This window comes from Streptococcus iniae (assembly GCF_030732225.1).
Taxonomy (GTDB): Bacteria; Bacillota; Bacilli; order Lactobacillales; family Streptococcaceae; genus Streptococcus; species Streptococcus iniae.
The window spans coordinates 990,033-1,004,244 of record NZ_CP132230.1 but is presented as its reverse complement, the minus strand read 5'-3'; the positions used below and the strand labels follow the sequence as shown (position 1 = coordinate 1,004,244).

The following is a 14,212-nucleotide window of genomic DNA, read 5'->3' as shown; positions in this document are numbered from 1 at the left end:
CTCCAATAGATGTCTGTTTTATATAATACAATATTATCATTTACTTAGCAATAGATTTTAGTAAGATTAGTTTTTTCATAAAATATTATCATTTTGATATATCAAAGTATCCAAAAAAATCAAAAAAAGCTCTAGAAAATCTAGAACTTTTCAATATATTTCATTTTTAATCAATTACTTAGATTTAATATAATTAACACCATCTGCTTTTGGAGCAACAGCTTGACCAAAGAATGCGGCAAGAATAACAATTGTAACTAAGTATGGGGCAATCTCTAAGTATACAGTAGGAATATTCTCCAATAATGGTAATTGTCCTCCAATAACTGCTAAACTTTGCGATAAACCAAAGAATAAACTTGAAAGCATTGCTCCAACAGGATTCCACTTACCAAAAATCATTGCGGCAAGTGAAATAAATCCAGGACCTAGGATAGTTGTAACAGCAAAGTTAACTGAGATTGATTGTGCATAAACAGCTCCACCAACGCCACCAAGGAAACCAGAAATCATAACACCATAATATTTCATTAGGTAAACGTTAATTCCAAGTGTATCAGCTGCCTGTGGGTGTTCACCAACTGAGCGTAGACGTAATCCAAAACGAGTTTTATAAAGTATAAACCATGCTAAGAATGAGAAAGCTACTGCAATATAACCAACTAAAGTCGTATTTTTAAAGAAGATTTCTCCAATAACAGGAATTTTTGATAAAATTGGAAAATCAAATTTACCAAATGATGCTTGAATGTTATCTGTTTGGCCTTTTTTATAAAGTACTTTTACTAAAAAGACTGCTAATGAAGGTGCTAATAAGTTCAATACCGTACCACTAACAATGTGATCTGCTCGGAAATTAATGGTTGCAACGGCGTGAATAAGTGAGAAGATTAACCCAACTACTCCTCCAACTAAAACTGCTAACCAAGGTGTTGCTTTACCAAAGGCATCAGCAAACTCTAAGTTGAAGACAATTCCAGAGAAAGCTCCCATAACCATAATTCCTTCAAGACCAACGTTAACAACCCCAGATCTTTCAGAGTAAGTTCCACCAATACTTGTGAAAATAAGTGGTGTTGCATAAATAAGCATTGAAGACATTAACAATGATAAAATTGTAACTATTGACATCTTATTTACCACCTTTCACTGCTTTTTTAGGTTGAATGATATATCTCTCAATAAGGTAATGTGCACCTACGAAGAAAATAATTGATGCTGTAACAACCTTAACTAGTTCTGGTGGAATTCCAGCAATATTCATACCTGGTGACCCAATATTAAGAACTCCAAATAGGAATGATGAGAAGAAAATTCCAATAGGTGAATTGGCCGCAAGAAGACTAACAGCCATACCATCAAATCCAATGGCTAAAGAACTTGATTGAACAAAGACATTTCCAAAAGTTCCAAGTCCTTCAACAACACCTCCAAGACCTGCAAGAGATCCTGAGATAATCATTGAAAGAATAATGGTTCGCTTAGATGACATCCCTGCATACTCACTAGCATTTGGATTCAAACCAACTGAACGGATTTCAAAACCAAGAGTTGTTTTATTTAGTAGGAACCAAATAACAACAATTGCAACTAGGGCAAAGAAAATACCAATATTAATACGAGAATTATTGGTTAAATCTGAAAGCCAAGGTGTTCGATAACTAGCATTGGCACTAACTTGAATAGAAGAATCAATACTTTGTTTAATCTTTTCAGAAAATACTTTTTGAATGATACTATTCCCAACATAAAGTATGATATAGTTCATCATGATTGTTACAATAACTTCACTTGTTCCTAAAAAGGCACGTAAGATACCAGGAATCGCACCAGCCAATCCGCCTGCTACCATACCAATAATAACAGTCGTTACAATCATCAAGGGACGAGACATCTCAGGGTGACTTAAAGCAAACCAGGTTGACGCAATCCAACCAGCTAAAGCTTGACCAGAAAGCCCAATATTGAAGAAGCCTGCACGACTAGCTACTGTAAACCCTAAACCAATAAGAATTAGAGGCCCCATAGCTCTGAAAATTTCACCAATATTTTTAACACTACCAAATGCAATTTGGAAAAGTCCTTCATATCCCCAGATAGGATCATACCCAAAGATAAACATGATAATTGCACCCAAAATAAATCCTAATAAGACGGAAATAACTGGAACAGCAATTTTTTGTGCCTTTTTAGACATCTTCTTCCTCCTTATCAATTGAACCACCTGCCATTAAAATACCAAGCTCTTGCTTATTGGTACTTTCTGGATTTACAATTCCTTGAATTTTACCATCATGAATAACAGCGATTCGATCTGATAAATTTAAAATCTCATCCAATTCAAAGCTGACAACTAAAACAGCTTTTCCTTTATCACGTTCCTCAATTAAACGTTTATGAATATACTCGATAGCTCCAACATCAAGACCTCGAGTTGGTTGGCTAACAATCAATAAATCTGGGTTACGGTCAACTTCACGTGCAATGATTGCTTTTTGTTGATTACCACCAGAGAAACCACGGGCCGGAACTAATTCATTAGCACCACGTACGTCAAATTCTTTCATTAGATTACGAGCATACTCGTTAATTTTTGCATAATTTAAAATACCATTTTTACTGAGAGGCTCTTTATAATACGTTTGCAATGCTGTGTTCTCAGCTAAAGACATCTCTAAAATCAAACCATCTTTGTGACGATCTTCAGGCACATGTCCAACAGAAAGTTCTGTGATTTTTCTAGAATTGAAATGAGTAACTTCTTGATTTTTAATTGTAATAGAACCAGATTTTACTTTTCGTAAGCCAGTAATTGCTTGAATTAACTCACTTTGTCCATTACCATCAATCCCAGCAATACCAACGATTTCACCAGCTCTAACGTCTAAAGATAAACCTTTTACAGCAGGAATGCCACGGTTTTCGTCTACAACTAAATCTTTAATAGAAAGAACAGTTTCTTTAGGGTTAGATGGTATTTTTTCTGTTTTAAAAGATACTGAACGGCCAACCATCATTTCAGCAAGTTCTTTTGCGCTTACCCCTGCAACATTTGCTGTCTGAATACTTTTACCTCGTCTAATAACTGTTACACGATCAGCAACTGCTCTAATCTCATCAAGTTTATGAGTGATTAAAACGATGGATTTTCCTTCTTTGACAAGGTTTTTCATGATAACCATTAATTCTTGAATCTCAGATGGTGTCAATACAGCAGTTGGCTCATCAAAAATAAGAATATCGGCACCGCGGTAAAGTGTTTTCAAAATTTCAACACGTTGTTGCGCACCTACTGAAATATTGGCAACTTTAGCTTCTGTGTCAACAGCTAAACCATATTTCTCTGATAACTCTTTAATTTCACGACTTGCTTCTTTCAAATCAAGGCGACCATTTTTAACAGTTTCATTGCCTAAAATAATATTTTCGGCAACTGTAAAAGCTTCAACCAACATAAAGTGTTGGTGAACCATTCCAATTCCTAGATGCGAAGATTTTGATGGGGAATCAATGAGTTCAGCTTTACCATTGATAAAAATTTCACCTTCAGTTGGTTCTAACAAACCAGCCAACATATTCATCAAAGTAGACTTACCTGCACCATTTTCACCTAAAAGGGCATGAATTTCACCTTTTTTAACAGTCAAATTAATATGGTCATTTGCAGTAAAATCACCAAATCTCTTTGTAATCTCTTTCATTTCAATGACATGTTGTGTCATAGGATTTTTCTTCCTTTCAATTCACTCTTTTATTTCAGTAAAACTTGTCAGTACTGACAAGTTTTACTGAGATAAAAGTTATCTCAGTCTAAAAAGGGCGACCGACTAAGGTCGCACTTTAATAGTTAGCTATTATTTTTCAGGAACTTTAATGTCTCCAGATTTAATTTTTTCTTTAGCTTCGTTAACAGCTTTAATAACATCATCTGATAGGCTTGTTGTAGCAATATCTACCCCACCATCTTTAAGTCCATAAACTGTTGTTTTTCCACCAGGGAATTTTCCATCAGCAACATTTTTATTGATTAATTGAACTGCTTTTCCAACTTTTTTAATTGAAGATGCAAGTACAAAGTTTGATGCTTTGCCATCTTTTGAAGTGTATTTCCCTTCATCTTTTTGGTCACGGTCTACACCGATAACCCAAACTTTATCAGCTTCGTTACGTTTTTCGTTGACAGCTTTAGCTTCATTGAAGACTCCTGCTCCAGTACCACCTGCGGCTTGGTAAACAACATCTGCACCACCTGCGTATTGAGCAGCTGCAATTGTTTTACCTTTAGCAGCGTCACCAAATGAACCTGCATAGTCAATTTTCACTTGAATTGAGCTATCGACTGATTTAACACCAGCTTCAAAACCTTTTTCAAAACGAGTAATAACAGTACCTTCCATTCCACCTACAAAACCAACAATTTTAGTTTTTGTAGTTTTAGCAGCTGCAATACCAGCAAGGTAAGCAGCTTCATGGTCGGCAAATGTTACACTGGCAACATTCTTTTTCCCTTCGATAACATCATCAACAATAACAAAATTTGTATCTGAGTTATCTCCTGAAGCTTTATCAATTGCATCTTTCAAGGCGAAACCAATACCATAAACAACTTTGTAACCACTTGAAACAGCAGTATCTATGTTTGTTGCATATTCAGATTCACTTGTTGATTGGAAGTAATCAAATCCTGATCCTTTTTTAAGACCATTTTCTTTTCCCCAAGCTTGTAAACCTTCCCAAGCAGATTGGTTAAATGATTTATCATCAACACCACCTGTATCGGTTACCATTGCAACTTTAAGATCTGTTTTAGCATCTTTGCTATCAGATTTTGATGCACCACGATTGCCACATGCAGCTAAACTTAATAAAGCTACTGAAGCTAAGCCGAGACCAATAAATTTCTTGTTCATGAATATGAACCCTCCTAAAAAGTTTCTAGCAATTTCTTGCTGAAAAATACATAGCCTTATGGCTAAATAACACATTTAAGAACAGATTAATTTAAATCTGTAAAAGAATAAGGAAGTAAGTCACCTACACTTGTTTCTTGAGTGCGACCGTCTTTTGCGATCAGGGTAACTTTGGCCGAAGCTGGGAAAAATTCCGCCATAACTTGGCGACAAGCTCCACAAGGTGAAACCGGCTCTTGTGTTTCTCCATATATAGCAATTTCAGTCAAGTCTTTATACCCTTCTGATACTGCTTTAAAAATTGCAGTTCTTTCACCACAATTAGTTAAACCAAAACTAGCATTTTCAATGTTACAACCTGTAAAAACATGACCTTCTTTTGTTTTCAAAGCTGCACCTATGGGAAAGTGAGAGTATGGAACATAGGCATTTTTACTAGCATCAATTGCTAATGCAACTAAATTAGTAGCCACCATTGACTTCCTCACCATTAACAATTTTAACACCTGCTGAAGTTCCAATACGTGTTGCTCCTGCTTCAATAAAGGCTTGAGCATCTGCTAGAGATCTTGCACCACCTGCTGCTTTAACACCAACTTCTGGACCCACTGTTTCACGCATCAACTTAACATCTTCAATTGTAGCGCCTCCAGTTGAAAAACCTGTTGAGGTTTTGACAAAATCTGCTCCTGCTGCAACAGATAGTTGGCAAGCTTTAACCTTTTCTTCATCTGTTAGCAAACAAGCTTCAATAATAACTTTTACAAGTTTATCACCACTTGCTTCTACAACAGCACGAACATCATCTTCAACAGCTTGATAGTCACCTTGTTTCATGCGACCAATATTCAAGACCATGTCAATCTCATCTGCACCATTTTCAATGGCATTTTTGGTTTCAAAAGCTTTTGTTTCAGCAGTTGTAGCTCCTAAAGGAAAACCAACGACTGTACATACTTTAACATCTGAATCTTTCAACTCGTTTGCACAATAACTAACCCAAGATGGATTAATGCAAACACTTGCAAAATCATATTCTTTTGCTTCACTCAACAACTGATCAATTTGACTCTGAACGCTATCTGCTTTAAGCAAAGTATGATCGATATATTTGTTAATTTCCATGAATTCCTCCTTTAGGAAACAATCTTAATAATCTCTTTAGATTCAATTTGTTCTAAACCTATTTTAACATTTTTTTCGAATTCTGTAAGCACTTTATTGTCTAATTCGTTACTAGAATAGATTGTAGCAATTTGATCACCAACTTGAACGGCATCACCAACTTTTTTGTCAAATACAATACCACTTTCATAATCAAGCAGATCAGATTTAACTGCTCTACCAGCTCCTAATCGCATTGCAATAAGACCAAATTCTAGAGCAGGAAGTTCAGTGATATAGCCAGATTCTTTTGCCAATACTGGCGTTTTAACTTTTGCAGAAGATGGTCTATAGAGATCTTCTAAATCACCACCTTGATAAGAAATCATTTCTTCAAATTTTCTTAATGCAGGACCATCGACAAGTTGGCGATGAATAGCTGAAATCGTTTTCTCTACACCTGCTAACTTAAGCATGATTTGTGCTAATTCACAGATAAACTCAGTGATATCCTCACGGCCTTTACCTTGCATTATTTCAATTGCTTCAAGTACTTCTAAACGATTTCCAATTGATCTTCCTAAAGGTTGACTCATATTTGTAATAACAGCTATCGTTTGACGTCCAACTTTTTTCCCTAAATCAACCATTAATTGAGAAAGCGTTTCAGCATCTTCAATTGTTTTCATAAATGCACCATCACCAACAGTTACATCTAAAAGAATACTGTCAGCTCCTGCTGCAATTTTTTTACTCATGACTGAACTTGCAATGAGAGGGATAATATCTACCGTAGCAGTCACATCTCTTAGGGCATAAAGTAACTTATCTGCTTTCACCAATTGATCTGATTGTCCAATGACAGATACACCAATTTCTTGAACCTGTTTAATAAATTCTTCTTGGCTTCTATCGATTTTGTAACCTTTAATAGCTTCCAATTTGTCAAGCGTTCCACCAGTATGCCCAAGACCACGACCACTCATTTTAGCAACTGGTACACCAAAACTTGAAACAAGGGGCGCTAAAATCAAGGTAACTTTATCACCAACACCACCTGTAGAATGTTTATCAGTTTTAATGCCATCAATAGCTGATAAATCAATCTGTTCTCCAGTTCCAACCATAGCCATGGTTAAATCGCGTGTTTCTTCAGTTGTCATGCCTTTAAAATAGACCGCCATTGCAAATGCAGCCATTTGGTAATCTGGCACTGTTCCATCAGCATACCCATTAACCAACCAGTTTATTTCTTCAGTTGTAAGGGCCTGTCCATCTCTTTTCTTTTGAATTAAATCAACTGTTCTCATGTTTTATACTCCTAAGAATGTAGTAGCCTTTGTCTTTTTTTAAGACGTCAACATTACCAAAGATGTCAGCCATTTTTTCTTTGGCACTTGGTGCACCTTGTTTCTTTTGAATAACAATTGTTAAATCACCGCCATCAACAAGATAATCGATACTTTTTTCAATAATCTCATGGACGACTTTCTTACCAGCACGAATGGGTGGATTACTAATGATATGATGATAAGAATCAGAAATATTTTCATAGATATTAGACTGGAAAATGCTAACGTCAGCTTGATTTTTTTCCGCATTTCTTTTAGCTAAATCTATTGCTCTATTATTAATATCAACTAAAGTAGCCTTTACTCCTTGTACTTTAGCTAAAGTAATCCCTAGAGGGCCATAACCACAACCCAAATCCAATAAGGTATCATTGGGGTGAAAGTTTAGAGCATTTAATAAAACTTGACTCCCGAAGTCAATCATTTTTTTTGAAAAAACACCAGAATCCGTATAAAAGGTGAAAGGGTGATTTAAGAGATTTACCTTTAATTCATGAATATCATGAATGCTGTCCGGATTTTCATCATAATACATTTTTGTCATGAATTTACCTATCCTTTTTAAGATGCTTTTTCATTCTAACATACTTTGAAACGGTTTTCAAGACAGTTTTTTTAATATTTATAGACTATTTTTGTATACAAATATTAAAAAAAATCCTCCCCTCAAATCATACATTTCACAAACAATATATATAGTTTCATTTGAAAACGTTTGTTTTTTAACTTTATCCGAAACAATCTTTTCTATTTCCAAGATCAAGTGCTATAATAATACTATTGCAAAATCATATAGGAGTTATCATGACCAATGAATTTATCAATTTCTCAAAAATAAATAGAGAATCTTGGAAAGTTTTACATCAGCATTCAAAGCCATTATTAACTGAAGATGAATTAAAAACCATTACTGGTTTAAACGATAATATTAATATTACAGATGTTATAGAGGTTTACTTACCATTAATCAATCTCATTCAGATTTATAAAATCAATCAAGAAAATTTATCATTTTCAAAAAGCTTATTCTTAAAAAAAGATATCCAAAAAAGACCATTTATCATTGGTATATCGGGATCTGTTGCTGTAGGGAAATCAACAACCAGCCGTTTAATACAACTCTTACTTGCGAGAACTTTCAAAACAAGTAAGGTGGAAATGGTTACAACTGATGGCTTTTTATACCCAAATGACTATTTAATTGCTAATCATCTGCTAAACCGAAAAGGATTCCCACAATCCTATAATATGGAACTGCTGCTCAACTTTTTAGATGATATGAAAAATGGTCAAAATGCTGAAATTCCCGTTTATTCTCATGAAAGTTATGATATAGTTCCCAATCAATTGCAAAAAATCGAGAGTCCTGACTTTTTAATCATTGAAGGGATAAATGTTTTTCAAAATCAGCAAAATAACAGGCTCTATATGAGTGATTATTTTGATTTTTCTATTTATATTGACGCAGATAGTAATGATATTGAAAAATGGTATATTGAGCGATTTGAAAGCATTTTAAATTTAGCTAAAGATGATCAAACAAGTTTTTACTACAAATATGCTAAGATGCCTAGAACTGAGGCCATTTCATTTGCTAGTGAGGTTTGGAAAACCATTAATCTTGAAAATTTAGAGAAATTCATCGAACCTACACGAAATCGTGCAGAAATCATTTTACACAAGTCTAAAAACCACAAAATCGATGAAATTTATGTCAAAAAATGATAAAGGCTTGCCAAATGAACATTATTTCTATATAATAGTGTAGTTAGATTAATACGGAGGTGAAAACATTGGCAAATATTAAATCAGCTATCAAACGCGCTGAACTTAACGTTAAAGCAAACGAAAAAAATTCAGCACAAAAATCAGCTATGCGTACTGCTATCAAAGCATATGAAGCTAACCCAACTGAAGAGCTTTTCCGCACTGCTTCTTCTAGCATCGATAGAGCTGAATCAAAAGGTTTGATTCATAAAAATAAAGCTAGCCGCGATAAAGCACGTCTTGCTGCTAAACTTGGCTAATTAAAACCAATGAAAACTCCTCTAGGAGTTTTTTTCTTTTCTAGTCAAAAGCTTTAAAATAGAGCAAAAGGCATTGAATTGCGTAATCAAAAAACGCGATTCAATGCCTTTTTTAAGAAGACTTATTTTCAAAAGAAGAACTAAGATTAGAGCCTTTGCTCATCCTCTTTTTTAGAGTTTAACTTCAAATATTGTCCCTTTTGGTTTATTGTCTTTAACTGATATTGTTCCATTTAAGGAAGCAACAATCTGTTTTGCTAAAGAAAGTCCCAAACCAAATCCACCTTTAGTACGTGTTCTAGCCTTATCAACACGATAGAAGCGGTCAAAAACTTTCTTTTTATCCATGTCTTTTATTCCAGGACCATCATCTAGCACTCTGACCATTAAATTTTTATCTGTTGTTCGAACACTAATTGAAATTTGCCCATCAGAGTCCGTGTATTTCAAAGCATTATCAAATAAAATGGTAATCAATTGTTTTAATAAAGATTTATCCATTTTTATTGTCCGCTTAACCTGATTTTCAAAATGGAAGTCTTTACCATAATCTTCAGCTACTAAGTTGAAGTTTTCAAACATAGCGTCAAAAAAGCTTGCATCCACATCAACGAGTTCTGGATTAATCCCATCATCGCGTCTGGCAAGATTCAATAAATTTGTGGTTAAGATCTTCATATTGCGCACTTCTTCTAAACTCGAAGCAATTGGTTCACTGTTTTCCAGAATTGTTTCATTAGGTTTTCTAAACAGGGTCTCTAAGCGATTTTGTAATACTGCTAAGGGAGTTCTTAATTCATGACTAGCATTTTCAACAAACATTTTTTGTTTCTCATAACTTTCAAGAATTGGTTTACGACTCCATTTTGCAAGGTATATACTGGCCAAAACAGAAATAAACCAGAAAGTTATCATAACAAGAACAATGATTCGTTCATAGCGCTCATTGGCACGGTCCAATTGTTCCACATTGACAACTGCCATTAGGTAAGCCACCGCTGGGTACCTATTGGAATGAATCTTAACTGTCAGCGTATGGTATTTTTCTTCATGCCCGTAAAAATTCATCAATTTCCGTGTTCGAATGGCATTTAATTCATTTGTTTTTAAGGTAAAATTTTGAAAACCCGATAGCGCATCAAAGCTATTTAAAACCGTTCCGTTAGAACTAAAGAGGATAATATCCGTATTGGCAACTGGTTGTTCAACTAAGGCTGCTTTAAAGACTTCAGTTCCATTTTTAAAAGCATCCTCTTGATTATCAAAGTAAAATGAGGTCATTCGTTCCATGGTTAAATTAGCATAAACCGATGAATTTTTTGACACAGCAAGTAGACTACTATCTACCGAAGAATAAACACCGTACTGCATGATTTGAATGATAATCATGGTCATGACAACAAATATTCCTGTAAAGACTGCAAAAAAATGGAAAAAATGCCCAAAATTATCTGACTGGTAAATACGTTTTAAATTAGCCATTTGTTTTTAAGATGTATCCGACACTTCTAAGCGTTTGAAGGTTGTCTACAAAATCTGTCCCTTTTAGTTTTTTTCTGATTTTTGAAACATAAACCTCTACAACTGATATTGTGGTATCACTGTCGAATCCCCATATACGGTCAAAAATCTGTGATTTAGGTAAAATAACATTTTGATTTTGAAGGAGATAAATGAGTAAATCATACTCTTTTCCAAGAAGCTCAATGGTAGTGTCTCCGACTTTTACCATATTTCGTTCAGTATCAATACTGATATTCCCATAAGATAGCTGACTGGTAGTCATCTTACCAGTTCGTTTCAAGAGGGCTTGAATACGCATTTTTAGCTCCTCTAAATAAAATGGTTTGGTTAGGTAGTCATCAGCTCCAAGGTCAAAGCCATGCCCTTTATCGTCAAGACTTTCTTTAGCAGTCATAATAAGAACAGGCGTTTTGATGTCTTTTTCTCTTAATTCTTTTAGGACTTGAAAACCATTTTTTTCAGGTAACATTAAGTCCAGGAGAATAAGATCATAAACACCACTTTCAGCCTCATAAAAACCTTCATCTCCATCAAAAACCTGCATAACATCAGCAAAATCATCTAAAAAATCAAAAATCGAATTAGATAAACTTAAATCATCTTCAACAAGTAATATTTTTATCATCGCATTCTCCACTCACGTCATCATATATTATCTTTTATCATACCATAGAAAACTTAATTTTAGCTAAAAAGAACTAAAAAAGAGAAAACAGGGCACTGTCTTCTCTTTTAGTATGATTAATTAGTATGCTTTTAAGACTTGGCTAACTGCTGTTTTTCCTGATTCAATCAGTTGAACACGAGCTCTAATTTCATTGATACCCATTTTAATATTACGACTAATAGCCATATCATCAGATTTTGGTTCAAAGAAGGCTCTATATTCCTCTAAGCGAATTTGTGTTTTGAAGTTGTTGGCAGGGTAAATAACAAAACGGTCAAAGCTCATGTCTCCTCCAAGTGCTGATTTGATCCATTCCCAATCTTCACGTGCCCATACCCAAACAGGTTCTTGAGTGTATACTTGACCTAGTAAACAATTATACCACATTGCTAAATCTTGAGGTTTAACAATAGCTTTATCCTTCAAACTAACTAAAATGCGTTTTAAAGTTTTAGCACTCTTTGTTTTTGACAGCGCAAATGCAAGATCAAGCCTCAAATTATTATCTGTCGTGGCAATATAAGTGTCAAAATAATGATCAACAATAGTTTCATTTTCAAAATATTTCATTTGATTTGCTAAAACTAAACGACGAACAGCTGCTGGAATTTGAGCAACATCCTGCTTATAAGCCTCAAAAATAGATTTGGCTTCTGCTATCACTTCTTCTTTTCCACTATTGATTAATTGATTTAAGACGATTTGGCGAACCATTTCAGCTTCGTCAGATTCACCCGCTTGTTTTTGGAAACCTAATTGATCATAGTCAGCTTGGAAAATGCGCACCACCAAGCGTTTAAATGCTTTATCTTCTTCACTATCTTCCTCAATAAAGCGCTCTAAACCAATTAAGATATGATTAATAGCTGATGCAACCATATAAGACTTCGCTTTTGTTAAACGAGCAATCAAACTTGCAAGCTCAGCATAGCCAATAGCTCCGCTTTCAGCTAATAATCGACGTTCTTGGAGCACTTGCAACAGACTAACACTATCCAATTGATCAATCCCATCAATTAAGTCATTAAATAATTCTCCTTGATAATGACTAATATAATGAGCTGTGTTTTCAGTATTGAAACGTAGTGGTTCTTTATGTTTAGCAGCTAATTGACTGTAGTTTGGGATAATCATCTCTTTTTCAGTCATAATATCTGGTAATTCCGACCAAGTACTATTTAATGGAATAGGCCAAATTCTTTCCTGTTCAACCCCTTCACCAATAAAGAATTGTTGCTGAGAAAGAATTAGGTGGTCATTTTCAACAGATGCCGTTAGGACAGGATAGCCGGGTTGTTCTAACCAAGCATCCATAAAAGCAGCAACATCTTTACCAGAACTATCCGACAAAGCATTCCATAAATCACGTCCAATTGTATTTGAATATTGATGTTTTTCAAAATATAGAGATAATCCTTTAGCAAAATCGCTATCGCCAATCCAACGTCTTAGCATGTGCATTAATCGACTGCCTTTTGCATAAACGATTGCTGGATCAAATAAAGTATTGATTTCATCAGGATGATTGACATCAACATGAACAGATTGCACACCATCAGTCGCATCACGTTTAAGAGCTAATGGCACACCTCCTGTTTGAAAGTCTTCAAAAATTTTCCATTCAGGTTCAATAGCATCAATAGACACATATTCCATCATGTTGGCAAAACTTTCATTAAGCCATAAATCATCCCACCACTCCATGGTTACCAGATTACCGAACCACTGGTGGGCAATTTCATGAGCAACAACAAGAGCAACTTGTTGTCTGCTTGTAGCTGTTGAATTATCATCAACTAATAAATAAATTTCACGATAGGTAATCAATCCCCAATTTTCCATAGCACCTGATGAAAAATCTGGCAAAGCAACATTGTAAGATTGAGGAATTGGGTAGTTTACTCCAAAATAATCTTCATAAAAATCAATAACACGTACTGCAATATCAAGAGCAAATTCAAGTGATGTACTCGGATGAGCTTTAGTTGCAAAAACACCTACATCCGTGCCATTTTTACTTTTAGCAGTAATACCATGTAAGTCTCCAAGTGCAAATGCAAGCAGGTAAGAAGACATTCTAGGACTTGTATCAAATGTCCATAAACCAGTTTCTTTACGCAAGTCAACATTGATTTCAGGCATGTTTGAGAGAACTATTTCACCATCTTGCTGGTCAAATTTGATAGATAAATCAAAAGTTGCTTTTGCATGAGGCTCATCTACGCAAGGAAAAGCTTCACGAGCAAAGTGGCTTTCAAACTGTGTTGAAATAACTTCTTTAGAGATGCCATCAATAGTGTAATAGGATGGGTAAATACCAGTCATATTATCTGTTATTTTTCCAGAGAATTCAATAACCAAAGTCATTAAACCTGTGGTTGGCAACTCTACACGGAGGGCTTCATTGTCATGATCTTCTTTAAAAGATACCGCTTCATTATCAAGTAAAACGGCATGAATCCTTAAGTCTTTTTGATGAAATGAAACTCTATTATCTAAAGCTTCTCCGTTAATGGCAACATTTCCTGTAAATGTTTTTGATTGACGGTCAATGTCTAAAAAAATGTTATAGTTTTCTGGAACAAATTTCTCAATAAAATGTTCAACTGTTTTCATAATGCTCCTTAT

General features: G+C 34.8%; 13 protein-coding genes. 2 read left to right on the top strand and 11 right to left on the bottom strand.

What is annotated here, in order from left to right; all coding sequences use genetic code 11:
• Nucleotides 1-174: 174 nt before the first annotated feature.
• The 8 genes from Q9317_RS05015 to Q9317_RS04980 all read right to left on the bottom strand — a co-directional run bounded on the left by Q9317_RS05015 (nucleotide 175) and on the right by Q9317_RS04980 (nucleotide 7,910).
• The gene (locus Q9317_RS05015) at nucleotides 175-1,131 is read right to left on the bottom strand and encodes an ABC transporter permease (protein WP_003099524.1); all 957 of its coding nucleotides are present in this window, start codon (nucleotides 1,129-1,131) and stop codon (nucleotides 175-177) included.
• Nucleotide 1,132: 1 nt separating this feature from the next.
• Nucleotides 1,133-2,197, bottom strand: a complete 1,065-nt coding sequence (locus tag Q9317_RS05010; RefSeq protein WP_003099523.1) for an ABC transporter permease — start codon at nucleotides 2,195-2,197, stop codon at nucleotides 1,133-1,135.
• Nucleotides 2,190-3,722 (bottom strand): ABC transporter ATP-binding protein, encoded by a 1,533-nt coding sequence (locus tag Q9317_RS05005; protein WP_003099522.1) that lies wholly within the window; start codon nucleotides 3,720-3,722, stop codon nucleotides 2,190-2,192. The genes Q9317_RS05010 and Q9317_RS05005 overlap by 8 nt, the downstream gene beginning before the upstream one ends.
• Before the next feature lie 132 nt (nucleotides 3,723-3,854).
• The gene (locus Q9317_RS05000; RefSeq protein WP_003099521.1) at nucleotides 3,855-4,910 is read right to left on the bottom strand and encodes a BMP family lipoprotein; all 1,056 of its coding nucleotides are present in this window, start codon (nucleotides 4,908-4,910) and stop codon (nucleotides 3,855-3,857) included.
• A gap of 86 nt (nucleotides 4,911-4,996) precedes the next feature.
• On the bottom strand, nucleotides 4,997-5,401 hold the full coding sequence (locus tag Q9317_RS04995; RefSeq protein WP_230453495.1) for a cytidine deaminase: 405 nt from the start codon (nucleotides 5,399-5,401) through the stop codon (nucleotides 4,997-4,999).
• Nucleotides 5,373-6,035 carry a deoxyribose-phosphate aldolase gene (deoC, locus tag Q9317_RS04990; protein WP_003099517.1) on the bottom strand — a complete coding sequence of 221 codons (663 nt, stop codon included), beginning with the start codon at nucleotides 6,033-6,035 and terminating at the stop codon, nucleotides 5,373-5,375. The genes Q9317_RS04995 and deoC overlap by 29 nt, the downstream gene beginning before the upstream one ends.
• 11 nt (nucleotides 6,036-6,046) lie before the next feature.
• Nucleotides 6,047-7,324, bottom strand: a complete 1,278-nt coding sequence (locus Q9317_RS04985) for a pyrimidine-nucleoside phosphorylase (RefSeq protein WP_003099515.1) — start codon at nucleotides 7,322-7,324, stop codon at nucleotides 6,047-6,049.
• Nucleotides 7,311-7,910 (bottom strand): class I SAM-dependent methyltransferase, encoded by a 600-nt coding sequence (locus Q9317_RS04980; RefSeq protein WP_003099513.1) that lies wholly within the window; start codon nucleotides 7,908-7,910, stop codon nucleotides 7,311-7,313. Before Q9317_RS04980 ends, Q9317_RS04985 begins: the two co-directional genes overlap by 14 nt.
• A gap of 260 nt (nucleotides 7,911-8,170) precedes the next feature.
• On the opposite strand from Q9317_RS04980, the gene coaA reads away from it, so the two are divergent.
• Both coaA and rpsT read left to right on the top strand, forming a co-directional pair.
• On the top strand, nucleotides 8,171-9,091 hold the full coding sequence (gene coaA / locus Q9317_RS04975; protein ID WP_003099512.1) for a type I pantothenate kinase: 921 nt from the start codon (nucleotides 8,171-8,173) through the stop codon (nucleotides 9,089-9,091).
• Between the two features lie 59 nt (nucleotides 9,092-9,150).
• On the top strand, nucleotides 9,151-9,393 hold the full coding sequence (gene rpsT / locus Q9317_RS04970) for a 30S ribosomal protein S20 (RefSeq protein ID WP_080613191.1): 243 nt from the start codon (nucleotides 9,151-9,153) through the stop codon (nucleotides 9,391-9,393).
• 171 nt (nucleotides 9,394-9,564) lie between these two features.
• On the opposite strand, the gene Q9317_RS04965 is transcribed toward rpsT, so the two are convergent.
• The 3 genes from Q9317_RS04965 to Q9317_RS04955 form a co-directional block, all read right to left on the bottom strand.
• Entirely contained in the window at nucleotides 9,565-10,875 is a 1,311-nt protein-coding gene (locus Q9317_RS04965) for a sensor histidine kinase (protein ID WP_003099509.1), read from the bottom strand.
• Entirely contained in the window at nucleotides 10,868-11,542 is a 675-nt protein-coding gene (locus tag Q9317_RS04960) for a response regulator transcription factor (protein WP_003099507.1), read from the bottom strand. The genes Q9317_RS04965 and Q9317_RS04960 overlap by 8 nt, the downstream gene beginning before the upstream one ends.
• A gap of 120 nt (nucleotides 11,543-11,662) precedes the next feature.
• Nucleotides 11,663-14,200 carry a M1 family metallopeptidase gene (locus Q9317_RS04955; protein WP_003099506.1) on the bottom strand — a complete coding sequence of 846 codons (2,538 nt, stop codon included), beginning with the start codon at nucleotides 14,198-14,200 and terminating at the stop codon, nucleotides 11,663-11,665.
• Nucleotides 14,201-14,212 lie beyond the last annotated feature (12 nt).

Coding starts and splice junctions, on each gene's coding strand:
- Q9317_RS05005 (WP_003099522.1), bottom strand. CDS start 3,722: ATGACACAACATGTCATTGAAATGAAAGAGATTACAAAGAGATTTGGT.
- Q9317_RS04965 (WP_003099509.1), bottom strand. CDS start 10,875: ATGGCTAATTTAAAACGTATTTACCAGTCAGATAATTTTGGGCATTTT.
- deoC (WP_003099517.1), bottom strand. CDS start 6,035: ATGGAAATTAACAAATATATCGATCATACTTTGCTTAAAGCAGATAGC.
- Q9317_RS04960 (WP_003099507.1), bottom strand. CDS start 11,542: ATGATAAAAATATTACTTGTTGAAGATGATTTAAGTTTATCTAATTCG.
- Q9317_RS04980 (WP_003099513.1), bottom strand. CDS start 7,910: ATGACAAAAATGTATTATGATGAAAATCCGGACAGCATTCATGATATT.
- Q9317_RS05010 (WP_003099523.1), bottom strand. CDS start 2,197: ATGTCTAAAAAGGCACAAAAAATTGCTGTTCCAGTTATTTCCGTCTTA.
- Q9317_RS04995 (WP_230453495.1), bottom strand. CDS start 5,401: ATGGTGAGGAAGTCAATGGTGGCTACTAATTTAGTTGCATTAGCAATT.
- Q9317_RS05000 (WP_003099521.1), bottom strand. CDS start 4,910: ATGAACAAGAAATTTATTGGTCTCGGCTTAGCTTCAGTAGCTTTATTA.
- Q9317_RS05015 (WP_003099524.1), bottom strand. CDS start 1,131: ATGTCAATAGTTACAATTTTATCATTGTTAATGTCTTCAATGCTTATT.
- coaA (WP_003099512.1), top strand. CDS start 8,171: ATGACCAATGAATTTATCAATTTCTCAAAAATAAATAGAGAATCTTGG.
- Q9317_RS04985 (WP_003099515.1), bottom strand. CDS start 7,324: ATGAGAACAGTTGATTTAATTCAAAAGAAAAGAGATGGACAGGCCCTT.
- Q9317_RS04955 (WP_003099506.1), bottom strand. CDS start 14,200: ATGAAAACAGTTGAACATTTTATTGAGAAATTTGTTCCAGAAAACTAT.